Below are 15378 nucleotides of genomic sequence, written 5' to 3'. Positions count from 1 at the left end.
GATCAGACCTCGTCCTTCGCTGGTGTGTCCGACCCCGGGGCCGGTGCCTTGCCGTCGTGATGCTTGTTGTCGTCGTGCGTCTCGCCGTGATGTCTGTGCTCCGCTCGGCGGTGCCACTCGTCGAGCCACATGAGTTCCCCCGTCCCCAGACGGTCACGCAATTTCTCGATCCACTCGATCTGGGCTGCCAGCGTGGCCCGTCGACATCCTGCGTCGAGCGAGAACATCTCCGGGAAATCCCGCGCTGCGGCGAGCGAGACCTCGGCGTCGATCGCCTTCAATCGAATGCGCATTGCGTGCAATCGCTGTCCGAGTAGCTCGATCACCTCACCACGGCCGAGAGTGTGCGCTTCGGCCAGCGCCAGATACAGGGCCGGGTACTCGTCGGCCGGCTCGGCGAGCATGTCGGCGATGTTGCGACTCAATGCCGCCTTGCCCTCGTCGGTGATCGAGTAGACCGTCCGCTCGGGTCGGTTGCCCTCGCGCCGAACCTCACTGATGAGCAGCAGATCCTGGTCATGCAGTCGGTTCACTGTGTGGTAGAGCGAGCCAGGGCGCAGCTTCGCGAATCGGTCTTCGCGGCGTTCGACAAGGGTCTGGAACATCTCGTAGGGGTGCATCGGCCGTTCGACCGCCAAGCCCAGGACGAGAACCGCCAATGGGGTCAACTCAACCCGCACTCGCCGGTCTCCTTGTGACACCCACCCACTCCTCACCGGTCGAACTAAATACTCCGCACGGAATATACCGCGCCGAACCCTCGATGCCCAGCCGCGAGGAACGACTACCCTGGGAGCGATGAGCAACGAGGACGCAGATTCGGGGACAGAGTCTTCCGGCGGCTATGTGACCACCGGGGAGGAGTTCGTCCGTGACACGAACTACATCGACAACCGGATCACCCGCGACGGCATCGGCCCTGAAGGCGAGACCTTCCCGGTCGAACCGGACCGTTACCGGCTGATCGTCGCGCGCGCCTGCCCGTGGGCCAATCGCGCGATCATCGTCCGCAGGCTGCTAGGTCTCGAATCAGTGCTGTCGATGGGAATGTGCGGACCCACCCACGATTCCGACAGTTGGACATTCGACCTCGACCCCGACGGCGTCGACCCGGTGCTCGGGATCCCGCGACTCAAGGACGCCTACCTGAAGCGCTACCCCGACTACCCGCGGGGCATCACCGTGCCCGCCATCGTCGACATCCCCACCGGCGCGGTGGTAACCAACGAGTTCCGCCAGATGACCCTCGATTTCTCGACCGAATGGGTCGAGCACCACCGGGAGGGAGCGCCCGATCTATACCCTGAGCAGCGGCGCGAGGAGATCGATGACGTCATCGACGTCATCTTCAAAGACGTCAACAACGGCGTCTATCGCTGCGGGTTCGCGGGCGACCAGCGGGCATACGACACCGCCTACGACCGGCTGTTCGAACGTCTCGACCAGTTGTCCGACCGCTTACGCGAACAGCGATACCTGGTTAGCGACACCATCACCGAGGCCGACGTCCGACTGTTCACGACACTGGTCCGATTCGATCCGGTCTATCACGGGCACTTCAAATGCAACCGCAGCACATTGAGCGCGATGCCCGTGTTGTGGGCGTACGCCCGCGACCTGTTCCAGACCCCCGGTTTCGGCGACACCGTCGACTTCACCCAGATCAAGCAGCACTACTACATGGTTCACACCGACATCAATCCCACCGCGATCGTGCCGCGCGGCCCCGACCTGTCCAACTGGCGCAGCCCCCACCACCGCGAAGAACTCGGCGGCAGACCCTTCGGCGACGGGACCCCGCCGCCTCCACCCCGTGACGGCGAAGTCGTACCCGCCGGACAAGGAGCCTGAACTCCCCGTGGCAAAGAAACAGATCTCCTCCATCGGCGACGGTCAGGTCGTCGGCGCCGCCCGCAAGACCGAGGGCGTTGTCGACAACCTCGTCGACCACGCTCAGCACCTGCAGGCGCCTGCCGTGGCCAAGTTCGTGAACCGCCTGCGCCGCGAACACCCCTACGATTCGCCCGCTCAGATCATCGAACGGCTCGAGCACCGATTCCTGCTGGCAGTCACCGGATCAGGTGGGGCGGTCGGTGCCGCCGCCGCGTTCCCCGGGATCGGGACCATCGCCTCGTTCGCCTCCCTGGGCGCCGAGACGGTCTTCTTCATCGAAGCCTCCGCGCTGCTCTCACTGGCTGTCGCCGAGGTACACGGAATCCCGATCACCGATCGGGAACGCCGCAAAGCGCTCGTGCTCACCGTCGCACTCGGCGAGTCCGGCCTCGCGGTGGTGCGCGATTCCCTGGGCGCGAAGTCCGGCAACCTGGCACGGGCCTTCGGCGGCGTCATCCCCACCCCGGTCCTCAAGACCCTCAACAAACGACTCGTCAAGACCTACTTCAAGAAGTACACATTGCAGAAGCTGCCGCTGGCGTTCGGGAAGCTGCTTCCCGCAGGTTTCGGGGCCGTCATCGGCGGCGTCGGCAACCGCGCTCTGGGCAAGATCATCGTGAACAACTCTCGCAAGGTGTTCGGCCCTGCGCCCATGGCGTGGCCCGCGGCAGGCGGACCACCGCACATCGTCTCGGGCGGCGGCCCCCAGATCGTCTCCGGCCATGACGGGCCGATGTCTAGTTGACCCGCCCCGGAGGGGCCCAGCTCACCGATCGCTGGATTCGGAGACTGGGCCGTGAGTGTCTGCGGCACCGCCGCCTCGTCGCGATCACCCTCAGCGTCACCGGCCTCGCCGTCCTCATCGACCTGACCGTGCCGCTGCTGACCAAGGCAGCGATCGACGAGGCGACGGGCGCAGCGTCGCACGGGTACACGATCGGGGCCATCGCAGGCGCCATGGCGGTGCTCGCCGTCGTCCGTTTCGGCTGCCAATACGGCAGGCGCCTGACCGCGGGCAGGTTGTCGCTCAATGTCCAGAATTCGCTGCGGTTGTCGCTGTTGAACAGCGTGCTCCGCCTCGGCGGCGCAGCGCAGGACCAGATCCGCACCGGTCAGGTGGTCTCGAGGTCAATCACGGACCTGCAGCTCGTACAGGGTTTGCTGGCCATGGTCCCGCTCTCGCTCGGCGCAGCAGTTCAGGTCGTCCTCGCCCTCGGCGTGATGTTCTATCTCTCACCGGTGTTGACGGTTGTTGCCCTGCTGGTGATCCCGACTGCAGCGGTGGTCGCTTTCGCGAGCCGCAAGAGGCTCTTCGCCGCGACGTGGTCTGCACAACAGTCGGCGGCCGACCTGGCACAGCACGTCGAAGAGACCGTCACCGGCGTCCGGGTCGTCAAGGGCTTCGGTCAGGAAGAACGCGCGGTGGACGAGCTGGTCGGATTCGGCCGGCGACTCTATGAGCGCCGGATGCGGTCGGCGAAGATCAACGCCCGGTTCGCACCGACGCTCGCCGCGGTCCCCCAGATCGGCATGGTCGCCGTCATCGCGTTGGGCGGTTACCTGACGATGAACGGGTCCATCACCGTCGGGACCTTCCTGGCCTTCGCGACCTATGTGACCACCATGACGGGGCTGGCACGTCTGCTGACCAGCCTGCTGGTGTCCGCGCAACTGGCCCGGGCCGCGGTCGAGCGGGTCTACCAGGTGATCGACGAGCCACCCGATCCCGGCCTCGCCGCGACAGGCCGCCTCCCCGACGGCCCTCTCGGCCTCACCCTTCGCGACGTCGGCTTCACCTACCCCGGCGCCGCAGCCCCGGTGCTCTCGGGGATCGATCTCGACATCGCGCCCGGTGAGGTGGTAGCGGTGGTCGGACGACCGGGGTCGGGGAAGTCCACCCTGGCGCTGCTCGCCGACCGCTTCTACCGACCCGAATCCGGAAGCGTCCGGTTGCGCGGGTCGAGTCGGGAATTCGACGTCGGCGACCTGGCATCAGAGGAGCTGCGGTCGGCCGTCGGCGTCGTGTTCGACGAACCATTCTTGTACTCGGACACGGTCGCAGCCAACATCGCGCCCAACGCCCACGTCGGCAAGTTCGACAAAGACGGCCCGCTACCTCCAGGTATCGAGTCGGCAGCCCGTAAGGCACGCGCCGACGGCTTCGTCAACGGCCTGGCGGATGGGTACCGGTCGGTCGTCGGTGAACGAGGCCTCACCCTGTCCGGTGGTCAACGCCAGCGCATCGCTCTGGCCAGGGCCCTGTACGCCGATCCGCGGATCTTGATCCTCGACGATGCGACGTCCGCGGTGGACGCGCAGACCGAGGCGGCCATCTTCACGCACCTGCGCACCTCGACCCGCACGATGCTGATCCTGGCGCACCGACGATCGACCCTCACCCTCGCCGACCGGGTGGCTGTCCTCGACGCGGGCCGCATCATCGACGTCGGGACCGAGGCGGAGCTCACGGCACGCTGCCCGCTGTTCCGTTCGCTGATGAGCACCGACGTCGACGAGTTCGATGAACTCGAGGACGAGTTCTCGGACCTGCCCGTCGACATCGAGGCGCTGTGGCCCTCCGACGCGCCCGCCCCCGTCGAACGACGACGCAGACAGGCGGCACCGGCAACTCTCGGGGTCCGCGGCGGAGGGGGCATGTCCGGCGCCCTCGGGGCGATGGCACCGACTCCCGAACTGCTCGACTCCGTCGCCGCCCTCCCACCCGCGACCGAGGACCCCGCCGCCGACGACACCGAGATACGAGCCGACCGGCCCGATTTCTCGCTGCGCCAACTCCTGCGTCCGGTGCGCTGGCTCCTCGCACTCGTGGTCGTCTGCATCACGATCGACACCCTGGTCTCCCTCGCCTTCCCCACCATCGCGCGCTACGGCATCGACGGTGCGACGAGTGAACAGTCCGGCCATCTGTGGATCGCGGCCTGCGCCGGGCTGGGCGCGGTGGCGATCGGTTTCGTCGCAGCCGCGGTGATGACCGTGGTCACGTCGCGGGCAGGGGAACGTGTGCTCTACGCCCTGCGGGTCCGCAGTTATGCGCACCTGCAGCGCCTCGGCCTGGACTACTACGAACGCGAACTGTCGGGCCGCATCATGACGAGGATGACGACCGACGTCGATGCTCTGTCGACGTTCCTGCAGACCGGGTTGTCGACCGCGATAGTCAGCTCGCTCACGCTTGTCGGCGTCGCTGTCGCACTCATCCTCACCGACGCCTCGCTCGGGCTGCTCATGCTCGCCGTCTTCCCGCCGATTGTCATCGCCACGGTCGTCTTCCGGCGCATCGCCGCCCGCGCCTACACCCGATCCCGCGAACTCGTCAGCGAGGTCAACGCCGACTTCCAGGAAAACGTGGGCGGCGTGCGTACCACGCAGGCATACCGTCACGACGGCTTCGCGATGGCGCAGTTCACCGCACGAGCAGCTGCCTACGTACGCGCCCGCATGGTTTCGCAGCAGGCCATCTCCATCTTCTTCCCGTTCATCACACTCATGTCCGACCTGGCCACGGCGGGCGTGATCGCCTACGGCGCACACCAGGTGGCCGCGGGCGAGACCAGTCCGGGCACCCTGGTGGCCTTCGTGCTGTACCTCGGGATGCTGTTCGGGCCCGTTCAGCAACTGTCACAGGTCTTCGACGGATACCAGCAGGCACTGGTGGGTCTGCGGCGGATCTCCGACCTGCTGTCCACCCGGAGCAGTGTGCGCTGCCCGGACGGCGCGGACGGGACCGTGCCCCCCGCCGGCGTAGCCGGATCCGTGCCTCCCGACGGCGTAGCCGGATCCGTGCGCGCAGCCCGAGCAGACGAGCACGGATTCGCCGGACACGCGCGCCTCGACGGCGTCGGATTCCGGTATCCCGGCGCGGTGCGCGACGCCCTCTCGGATGTCGATCTCGATTTACCCGCAGGCACCTCCCTCGCGCTCGTCGGAGAAACCGGCGCGGGCAAGTCCACGATCGTCAAACTCCTGGCCCGCTTCTACGACCCGACCACCGGATCTGTCCGAATGGACGGCACGGACATCAGGGACTTCCGGCTCGGTCACTACCGGTCCAGGCTCGGCGTCGTGCCGCAGGAGCCGCACTTGTTCACGGGCACGGTCGCCGAGAACATCGCCTTCGGCAGGCCGCGGGCGAGCCACGACGAGATCGTCGCCGCGGCGCGCGCGGTGGGTGCTCTGTCGATGATCGCCGAACTCCCCGGTGCAATGGCACATCCCATCGGAGAACGGGGCCAGGGTTTGTCATCGGGGCAGCGGCAGCTCATCGCACTGGCCCGGGCAGAGTTGGTGAACCCCGACCTGTTGCTGCTCGACGAGGCGACGGCGACCCTCGACCAGGCGACCGAACGCCGGGTCATGGCGGCGGGCAGACATCTGACGGGCTCTCGCAGTTCCGTGATCGTCGCGCACCGCCTGGCGACCGCGGCCAGGGCAGATCGGATCGCAGTGGTCGCGGGGGGACGGATCGTCGAGCTCGGAACTCATTCGGAACTCTTGTCGTTGACTGGCAGGTACCACGCGCTCTGGAAGGCTGGTATCACTCCGGATGAGGTCCCGAGTCAATGACGACTCGTGGTGGTGACCGACCGGCATAGCCCCGCCGACGCATGGGGACTAACCTTGACACCCGGAGACTTCGCAAAAGCGTCAGGTCGGCTTGGCAGCCAGACCAGTAAAGGAATTGAGGCGAGATACTGCCGTGAGCAGCAGTTCGATTTCAGACTTCGGGCAGAACGAGTGGCTGGTTGAGGAAATGTACCAGCGCTTCCAAAAAGATCCGAGCTCGGTGGATCCGAGTTGGCATGACTTCCTCAAGAATTACGCCTCCGAGAGCAACGGCTCCGGCGGCGAGGCGTCTGCCGGTGAGCGATCCGCAGACGAAGGTTCTGGGGCACAGAGCAAGAACACGTCTGGCAACGGCACGGCGGGCAAGGCTGCCTCGCTGCCGAAACCAGCGGTAGACCCCACCCCGGCGAGCAAGGCGGCCGCGGGGCAGTCCGACACCAGTCGGGACGCCTCGGCGCAGACGACAGCCCAGAGCACTCCTGCGCCCGAGAAGCAGAGTCCGAAGAACGACGCCGCCAAGGCTGCGCCCACCAAAGCCGCGCCCGGCAAGTCCGAGCCCGCGACCCAGAAGAAGGCCGCCCGCCCGACGACGGACGCGCCCCGTAAAGACGCGAAGAAGTCGGCCCCTGCCAAGGCAGCCCCTGCCGAAACCACCGACGAGGCCACGAACAAGGTGTTGCGTGGACCTGCCGCCGCAATCGCCAAGAACATGGCGGCGTCGCTGCAGATCCCGACTGCCACGAGTGTCCGTGCGGTTCCCGCGAAGTTGATGATCGACAACCGCGTGGTGATCAACAACCACCTGGCCCGCACTCGCGGTGGCAAGATCTCGTTCACGCACATCCTCGGGTTCGCGATCGTCCAGGGGATCAAGTCGTTCCCCGGCATGAACCGGCACTACGCCGAGGTCGACGGCAAACCGAACGTGGTGCAGCCCGCCCACACCAATCTCGGGCTGGCAATCGATCTTCCCGGTAAGGATGGGGCGCGCACCCTCGTCGTCGCGGCGATCAAGCGCACCGAGACCATGAACTTCGCGCAGTTCCACGCCGCCTATGAGGACATCGTCCGCAGGGCCCGTGAGGGCAAGCTCACCGGCGACGATTTCGCGGGCGTGACCATCTCGCTCACCAACCCCGGCACCATCGGAACCGTGCACTCGGTGCCGCGTCTGATGAAGGGCCAGGGCACGATCGTCGGTGCCGGCGCCATGGAGTACCCGGCCGAGTTCCAGGGTGCCTCGGATGAGCAGATCGCTGCGCTCGCCGTCGGAAAATTGATGACGCTCACATCGACCTACGATCACCGCATCATCCAGGGTGCCGAGTCGGGCGACTTCCTGCGCACCATCCACCAGTTGCTGCTGTCGGATGAGTTCTTCGACGAGATCTTCACCACCCTGCACATCCCGTACGAGCCGATCCGCTGGCGTCGTGACATTCCCGAAGGTGCCGTCGACAAGAACGCCCGCGTCCTGGAACTGATCGCGGCCTACCGCAACCGGGGCCATCTGATGGCGGACATCGATCCGCTGATGATCGACTCGGACGCACGCTCGGCGCACCCCGATCTCGACGTACTCACCTACGACCTGACGCTGTGGGATCTAGACCGCAGTTTCAACGTCGGCGGTTTCCACGGCGAGAACAAGATGAAGCTGCGCGACGTCCTGTCGATCTTGCGCGACTCCTACTGCCGGCACGTGGGCGTCGAATACACCCACATCCTCGAGCCCGAGCAGCAGCAGTGGCTGCAGGAGCGCGTCGAGATCAAGCACGTCAAGCCTCCGGTGGCCGAGCAGAAGTACATTCTGTCAAAGCTCAACGCAGCCGAAGCGTTCGAAACGTTCTTGCAGACGAAATACGTTGGCCAGAAGCGTTTCTCGCTTGAAGGCGCCGAAGCGGTCATCCCGATGATGGACGGCGTGATCGACCAGAGCGCCGAGTACGGACTCGACGAGGTCGTCATCGGCATGCCGCACCGCGGACGCCTGAACGTGCTGGCGAACATCGTCGGCAAGCCGTACTCGAAGATCTTCACCGAGTTCGAGGGCAACCTGAACCCGTCGCAGGCGCACGGCTCCGGCGACGTGAAGTACCACCTCGGTGCCGAGGGCAAGTACTACCAGATGTTCGGTGACAACGAGATCAACGTCTCGCTCACAGCGAACCCGTCGCACCTCGAAGCGGTCGATCCCGTCCTCGAAGGACTGGTGCGCGCCAAGCAGGACTTGCGTGACCTCGGCGACGGCGCCTTCACGGTGCTGCCGTTGATGCTGCACGGCGACGCCGCCTTCGCAGGCCAGGGCGTGGTTGCCGAAACCCTCAACCTGGCCATGCTGCGCGGTTACCGAACCGGCGGCACGGTCCACATCGTGGTCAACAACCAGGTCGGGTTCACCACCGCCCCCGAGGCATCACGGTCGTCCGAGTACTGCACCGATGTCGCGAAGATGATCGGTGCGCCGATCTTCCACGTCAACGGCGACGACCCCGAGGCCTGCGTCTGGGCCGCGAAGTTGGCGGTCGACTACCGGCAGAAGTTCAACAAGGACGTCGTCATCGACCTCGTCTGCTACCGGCGCCGCGGGCACAACGAGGGTGACGACCCCTCGATGACGCAGCCGGCGATGTACGACGTGATCGACACCAAGCGCAGCGTCCGCAAGAGCTACACCGAAGCCCTCATCGGCCGTGGTGACATCTCGACCAAAGAGGCCGAGGACGCCCTGCGCGACTACCAGGGCCAGCTCGAACGGGTCTTCAACGAAGTACGCGAACTCGAAAAGTACCAGGCTGCCCCGAGCCCGTCCGTCGAGTCCGATCAGGTACTCCCGGTCAAGCTGGAGACCAAGATCTCCAAGGAGACGATGGAGCGGATCGGCGACGCGTTCGTGAACGTCCCCGATGGCTTCACCGTGCACCAGCGGGTCAAGCCGGTGCTCAAGAAGCGCTACGAGATGTCCCGAAACGGCAACGTGGACTGGGCATTCGGCGAGCTCCTTGCTTTCGGTTCACTTGTCGAAGAGGGACGCACGGTGCGGTTGTCCGGCCAGGACTCGCGTCGCGGCACGTTCACCCAGCGCCATTCGGTGCTCATCGACCGTGAGAACGGAGACGAGTACACCCCACTGCGGACCGTCGCGGAGACCAACCCGGACAATCCGGGCCGGTTCCTGGCGTACGACTCGGCGCTGAGCGAGTACGCCGTCGTCGGATTCGAATACGGCTACTCCGTCGGTGACCCCGACGCCCTCGTGTTGTGGGAAGCCCAGTTCGGCGACTTCGTCAACGGCGCGCAGTCGATCATCGACGAGTTCATCTCGTCCGGTGAGGCCAAGTGGGGTCAGACGTCCGACGTGGTGCTCCTGCTCCCCCACGGTCACGAAGGTCAGGGTCCCGATCACACCTCAGGACGCATCGAGCGCTTCCTGCTGCTGTGCGCCGAGGGTTCGATGACCGTCGCGCTGCCGTCGACGCCCGCCAGCTATTTCCACCTGCTGCGCCGGCACGTCCTCGACGGGATCAGCCGGCCGCTCGTGGTCTTCACACCGAAGTCCATGCTGCGCAACAAGGCGGCGGTGTCCCCGGTGTCGGAGTTCACCGAGGGCAAGTTCAAGTCGGTCATCGACGACCCCGCCTTCGATTCCGGTGGCGACCGCGAGAAGGTGCGTCGCGTGCTGCTCGTCTCGGGCAAGTTGTACTACGAGCTGGCCGCGCGCAAGGAGAAGGACAAGCGCGACGACGTCGCGATCGTCCGTGTCGAGCAGCTCTACCCGGTGCCTCACAAGCGTCTGCGGAATGCGCTCGAGCAGTACACGAACATGGAAGAGATCCTGTGGGTTCAGGAAGAACCCGCGAACCAGGGAGCATGGCCGTTCTTCGGCCTGAACCTCCCGGAGATGTTGCCGGAGTTCTTCCAGGGTCTGCGCCGGGTGTCGCGTCGTGCGATGTCCGCGCCGTCGTCCGGCTCCTCGAAGGTGCACGCCGTCGAGCAGCAGGAGATCATCGACACCGCCTTCGCCTGATCCGATCTTGGTGGGTTTCGGCGAGCGTTTCCGCAGGTCACGCTCGCCGAAACCCACCACTATCGGAGGGTGGGGTCTGCTGCCAGCGTTGCGAGCACCGGCAGCGATCGGGCGATCAGTTCGACGATCTCGTCGCGACCGACACCCCCCTCGTCCTGTAGCCAGCGCACGGTGACCTGTTCGCTGAACGTCACCCAGCCGTGGACTGCGAGCTCGATGATCGGTGTCCGGTGCAAGTCGAGCAGAGCGGCGAGCCCGAGCACCCGTTCGGCCATGACCGTGCGCGTGTCGTCGGCGACCTTGCGCATCGCCGGGTCCGACGCTCCGGCCCCTTGCAGGATTGCCAGATAAGCCGAACGGTTGGCCGACACATAGTCGATGTACGCCGCGAGCGATCCCCTGGCGATGGCAATCGGGTCTCCGAGCGTGAGGTCGGGTTCGGTGCGTTCGAGCATCCGCCGGCTCTGCTCTGTCGTCAATGCCACCAAGAAGTCCTGTTTCGACTCGAAGTAGTGGAACAACAACGCGCGTGAGACCCCCGCCGCCTCGGCGACCTCTTCCACGGACACCTCATCGAGTGCACGATCCTCGAGCATTCGCAGACCATGGCTGATCAGCTGATCTCGCCTGGCCTGGGGGCTCATCCTGGTACGTCGCGCGGTGGTCACAGGGTCCGATCATACTGACTCGTTGTCAATAAGCGAGTGCAGCACTCGCGATTCGCTATTGACAGCACGTCAATAAGCGGTATGTTCTTACCCATGAACGTTGTAAAGATCGCCATCATCGGCGCGGGCTTCTCCGGACTGGGCGCAGCCATCAAGCTGCAGCAAAACGGCTTCGACGACTTCGTGATCCTCGATCGCGGCAGCGACTTCGGCGGGACCTGGCGCGACAACACCTACCCCGGCGCCGCCTGCGACGTCCCCTCGCACCTGTACTCCTATTCGTTCGCATTGAACCCGTCCTGGAGCCGCTCGTTCTCACAGCAACCCGAGATCCATCGCTACATCAACCATGTCGCCGACAAGTACGACCTGGGTTCGAAGACGAAGTGGAACACCGAGGTCACCAACACCGCCTGGGACGAGAAATCCGGGCAGTGGGTCATCGACACCTCCAACGGTCAGTTCCGCGCAGACTTCATGATCGCCGGCGTCGGACCTCTCTGTGAACCGAAGCTGCCCGACGTCAAGGGCATCGAAGGATTCACCGGCGAGATCTTCCACTCCGCCCGCTGGAACTCCGACTACGACCTGAAAGGCAAGCGGGTTGCAGTGATCGGCACCGGCGCCTCCGCCGTGCAGATCATCCCCGAGCTCGCGAAGAAGGTGGGCCGCCTCGACGTGTACCAGCGCACCGCGCCGTGGATCCTGCCGCGGGCCGACCGCCCGTACTCTTCCGCCGAGAACTGGGCGTTCAAGAACATCCCCGGATACCAGCGAGCGACCCGCGCGACCATCTACGCCGCACATGAACTCGTCTCTTTCGGGCTGACCCATGCGCCCAACATGCTCGCCGCAGGAAAGATCGCAGGCAAGCAGAACATCGCAAAAGGTATATCGGACAAGAAACTTCGTGCCGCGGTGACGCCGAACTGGAAGGTCGGTTGCAAGCGGATCCTGCTGTCGAACACGTATTACCCCGCGCTCGACCAGGACAATGTGGAGCTGGTGACCGACCCCATCAAGGAGGTCACGGCGACCGGGATCGTCACCGCAGACGGCGTGGCCCGCGAAGTCGATGCGATCGTGGTGGCGACCGGTTTCCACGTCACCGACTCCCCCGTGTTCGAGCACATCATCGGCAAGGACGGCCGTAGCCTCGCCCAGGTCTGGGAGAGCACCGGTATGCAGGCCTACAAGGGCACCACTGTCAACGGGTTCCCCAACATGTTCCTGATGGTCGGCCCGTCGACCGGCCTGGGCCACACCTCGATGGTGTACATGATCGAGTCCCAGCTGAACTACCTCGTCGATTACTTCAAGCTGCAGCGCCAGTACGACATCGCCCGCGTCGAGGTCCGCCCCGACGTGCAGCGCGAGTACAACGTCGGAATCCAGGAGAACCTGAAGTCCAGCGTTTGGGAGACCGGCGGCTGCGCCAGCTGGTACAAGGACGCCTTCGGCAACATCACCACCCTGTGGCCCGGATTCACCTTCAACTACCGACGCATCACCCGTAAGTTCGATCTTGCCGCCTATGACACATCCAGCGCGCGGTCTCTGAACTCCAATTCCGGCACGATCCCCGCAGCGAAAGAATCGGTGACCTCATGAAAAACTTCAAGGGCAAGGTTGCAGTGGTGACCGGCGCCGGATCCGGCATGGGACGCGACCTCGCGCTCCAACTCGCGGGTAAGGGCGCTCTCGTCGCGATCAGCGATGTGAATCCCGCAGGCCTGGAAGAAACGGAGCGACTCCTCAAATCCAAGGGAGCGCAGGTTCATTCCCAGCTGCTCAATGTCGCCGAACGCGAGGCCGTGCTCGAATACGCGGACACCGTCGCCGAGCACTTCGGCAAGGTCAACCTGGTGATCAACAACGCAGGCATCGCCCACCACGGCGAGGTCGAGATCACGGAGTTCAAGCAATACGAGCGCGTGATGGACATCGACTACTGGGGCGTGGTCAACGGCACCAAAGCCTTCCTGCCCTACCTCATCGCCTCCGGCGACGGCCATGTCGTGAACACCTCGTCGCTGTTCGGGATCCTGGCCATGCCCGGCCAGAGCGCTTACAACGCAGCAAAGTTCGCCGTACGTGGCTTCACCGAGTCGCTGTACCAGGAAATGAAGATCGCCGGGCACCCCGTTCAGGTGACCTGTGTGCACCCCGGGGGCATCAAGACCGCGATCGCCCGCAACGCGACCGTCTCCGACGGCCACGATCAGCGAACCACCGCAGAACTCTTCGACAAGAAGCTGGCGCGTACGACGTCGGCGCGCGCCGCGGAGATCATCATCTCCGCCATCGAGAAGAATCGCCCCCGTGTGCTGGTCGGTGCCGATGCAAAAGTCATCGATCTGCTGGTTCGCGCAGGCGGATCGATGTACGAGGTGGTCATCGCCAAATTCGCCGGGCGTCTGGCCCCGAAGCCGGAGACCGTCATCCAGCATCCGTCCGAGCTCCTGTGAAGGCACCCCGCCTGGCACTGTCGATCCCGGTGAGCGAGGTGCTGTTCAAGCCGGTGTTCCGGTTGTCGCTCAATGCCCGGTTGTCCCCCTCGATCCAGCGAAAGCTACTCGACGCGAGCGCGTTCGCCATTCCGCCGATCCCTGACCAGGTGATCCGTCAGATCACGCTGGCGGGCAGGGCGACGGAACGGATCACGGTGGGCCCGACTCACCACGGCCGCGCGATCCTGTATCTGCACGGTGGTGGGTACACGGTTGGTTCGGCGAAGTCCCATCGCGGGCTCACCACCAGCCTCGCCCGGGCCGCCGAAGCTGAGGTCTACGTTCTCGACTACCGGTTGGCACCGGAGAACCCGTGTCCCGCAGCGGTGAACGATGCCGTCGCCGCCTTCCGAGATCTGATGAGCCGCGGCTACGCGCCGGAATCGATCGCCATCGCGGGTGATTCTGCCGGCGGAGGGCTGTCCATCGCCACCGCCAGGATCCTGATCGATGAGCACCAGATCACGCCGGCTGCGTTGGGGCTGATCTCCCCCTGGGTCGACCCGGCTGTCAGACAGTCGAAGGATGACACCGGGAACGGGGCGACGGACATCGTCGTCAACGGCGCGTGGTCCAGTCAGGCTGCCGACATGTACCTCGGTGACGGCGATCCCGACGATCCGCGGTACGCCCCGGGTCGGGGAAACCTCGCCGGACTACCGCCGACGCTGGTGCAGATCGGACAGCCGGAAATGCTCTTCGACCAGGTCACCGAGTTCGCGGGTAAGCTGCGGGCCGCCGGTGTCGAGACGACGCTGAGCGATCTCGGTCGACTGTGGCACGTGGGGCATGTGGCCGCGCCACTCATGCCCGCTGCGAACGCCGCCGTCGAGGAACTGGGTGACTTCCTGAGCGCTCACCTCCGCACCTCAGAGGCTGTGCTCACCTAGCCAACGCTGTGCGACCGTAGAGATGTCTGCACCACCGTCGACCTCACGAGACATCGTGGAAAGGTCGGCGGTGGTCAGCTCTCCGGCTACCTTGTTCATCGCCTGGAACAGACCCCGGCTCAGGGCCGCGGTCCGGAATACCGGCACCAGGTCCTCGGCGCGCAGTACGTCGCCGGTATCGGCCAGACCCTGCAATCCCGAATCGTCCGCAACCACCCCGAGAGGGGCGAAGAGGCCTACGGCCCTACCGGCCGCGACCTCGGCGACCGCCGTCTGGATATCGAGCTTCTGCAGCGGCCCGAACTCGCAGCCGGCCGCACTCAACGCAGCCGCGATGTCGGGGTCTGGTTCGTCGATGGTCACCAGTGGCAGACCTACGGGCAACCGTGCGCACTCGGCGAGCTCGTCGACACCGACCGAGGTCGCGAGCGACTGCGCGACGAACACCAGCTCCTTGTCGGCCACGCTGGTCACATCGCCGGCCGAGACACCCTGCGGCAAAGCCTGATTGAGCTGGCCATAGACATCATCGGCCGATCGCGCGGTCGCACCCGGGTCGAGTTGCCCGAGTAGTTCACCAGACCACGCGGGCATCAGGTCGAGTGAGCGGTCGTCGAGTTTGCCGAGCAGCTCCGCATCGGTACCCACCGGGTGTTCGTCCGACACGTCAGCTCCCGCCCCGCGGAGCGCGCCGGCGTAGATGGCGGCAGCCACCCGGCTCGGTGTGTCGGCGGTGGAACCGGTCACCAACGCCTGGGGCGTCGGGCCCGGATCACCACACCCCACGAGCAGCAGGCAGCCCACAG

Annotated in this window: 10 protein-coding genes; 7 read left to right on the top strand and 3 right to left on the bottom strand. The window is 65.4% G+C overall.

Annotated elements, in window-relative coordinates:
• Window positions 1-2: 2 nt before the first annotated feature.
• Window positions 3-680 carry a PadR family transcriptional regulator gene (locus DFR67_RS26115; protein ID WP_245938172.1) on the bottom strand — a complete coding sequence of 226 codons (678 nt, stop codon included), beginning with the start codon at window positions 678-680 and terminating at the stop codon, window positions 3-5.
• Between the two features lie 118 nt (window positions 681-798).
• Here DFR67_RS26115 and DFR67_RS26110 point away from each other — a divergent pair, with 118 nt between their 5' ends.
• From DFR67_RS26110 to DFR67_RS26095, 4 genes are all read left to right on the top strand, one after another.
• Window positions 799-1851 (top strand): glutathione S-transferase family protein, encoded by a 1053-nt coding sequence (locus tag DFR67_RS26110; RefSeq protein WP_110472394.1) that lies wholly within the window; start codon window positions 799-801, stop codon window positions 1849-1851.
• A 7-nt stretch (window positions 1852-1858) separates the two neighbouring features.
• Window positions 1859-2638 (top strand): hypothetical protein, encoded by a 780-nt coding sequence (locus DFR67_RS26105; protein WP_245938171.1) that lies wholly within the window; start codon window positions 1859-1861, stop codon window positions 2636-2638.
• Entirely contained in the window at window positions 2635-6477 is a 3843-nt protein-coding gene (locus DFR67_RS26100; RefSeq protein ID WP_110472393.1) for an ABC transporter ATP-binding protein, read from the top strand. Before DFR67_RS26105 ends, DFR67_RS26100 begins: the two co-directional genes overlap by 4 nt.
• A 133-nt stretch (window positions 6478-6610) precedes the next feature.
• The gene (locus tag DFR67_RS26095; protein WP_110472392.1) at window positions 6611-10504 is read left to right on the top strand and encodes a multifunctional oxoglutarate decarboxylase/oxoglutarate dehydrogenase thiamine pyrophosphate-binding subunit/dihydrolipoyllysine-residue succinyltransferase subunit; all 3894 of its coding nucleotides are present in this window, start codon (window positions 6611-6613) and stop codon (window positions 10502-10504) included.
• A gap of 59 nt (window positions 10505-10563) precedes the next feature.
• On the opposite strand, the gene DFR67_RS26090 is transcribed toward DFR67_RS26095, so the two are convergent.
• Entirely contained in the window at window positions 10564-11172 is a 609-nt protein-coding gene (locus DFR67_RS26090) for a TetR/AcrR family transcriptional regulator (RefSeq protein ID WP_245938170.1), read from the bottom strand.
• Window positions 11173-11265: 93 nt separating this feature from the next.
• Between DFR67_RS26090 and DFR67_RS26085 the strand changes: the two genes are divergently transcribed.
• From DFR67_RS26085 to DFR67_RS26075, 3 genes are read left to right on the top strand one after another with little or no spacing between them, the layout of a single operon-like run.
• On the top strand, window positions 11266-12783 hold the full coding sequence (locus tag DFR67_RS26085; protein ID WP_110472390.1) for a flavin-containing monooxygenase: 1518 nt from the start codon (window positions 11266-11268) through the stop codon (window positions 12781-12783).
• Window positions 12780-13640, top strand: a complete 861-nt coding sequence (locus DFR67_RS26080) for an SDR family NAD(P)-dependent oxidoreductase (RefSeq protein ID WP_110472389.1) — start codon at window positions 12780-12782, stop codon at window positions 13638-13640. Before DFR67_RS26085 ends, DFR67_RS26080 begins: the two co-directional genes overlap by 4 nt.
• Window positions 13637-14572 carry an alpha/beta hydrolase gene (locus DFR67_RS26075; RefSeq protein WP_110472388.1) on the top strand — a complete coding sequence of 312 codons (936 nt, stop codon included), beginning with the start codon at window positions 13637-13639 and terminating at the stop codon, window positions 14570-14572. Before DFR67_RS26080 ends, DFR67_RS26075 begins: the two co-directional genes overlap by 4 nt.
• Here the strand turns inward: DFR67_RS26075 and DFR67_RS26070 are convergent.
• The gene (locus DFR67_RS26070; protein ID WP_158540046.1) at window positions 14552-15319 is read right to left on the bottom strand and encodes a glycine betaine ABC transporter substrate-binding protein; all 768 of its coding nucleotides are present in this window, start codon (window positions 15317-15319) and stop codon (window positions 14552-14554) included. The genes DFR67_RS26075 and DFR67_RS26070 overlap by 21 nt on opposite strands.
• Window positions 15320-15378: the final 59 nt, after the last annotated feature.

This window comes from Williamsia limnetica (genome assembly GCF_003217475.1).
GTDB classification, from domain to species: domain Bacteria; phylum Actinomycetota; class Actinomycetes; order Mycobacteriales; family Mycobacteriaceae; genus Williamsia; species Williamsia limnetica.
This window is presented reverse-complemented; position numbering and strand designations above follow the sequence as displayed.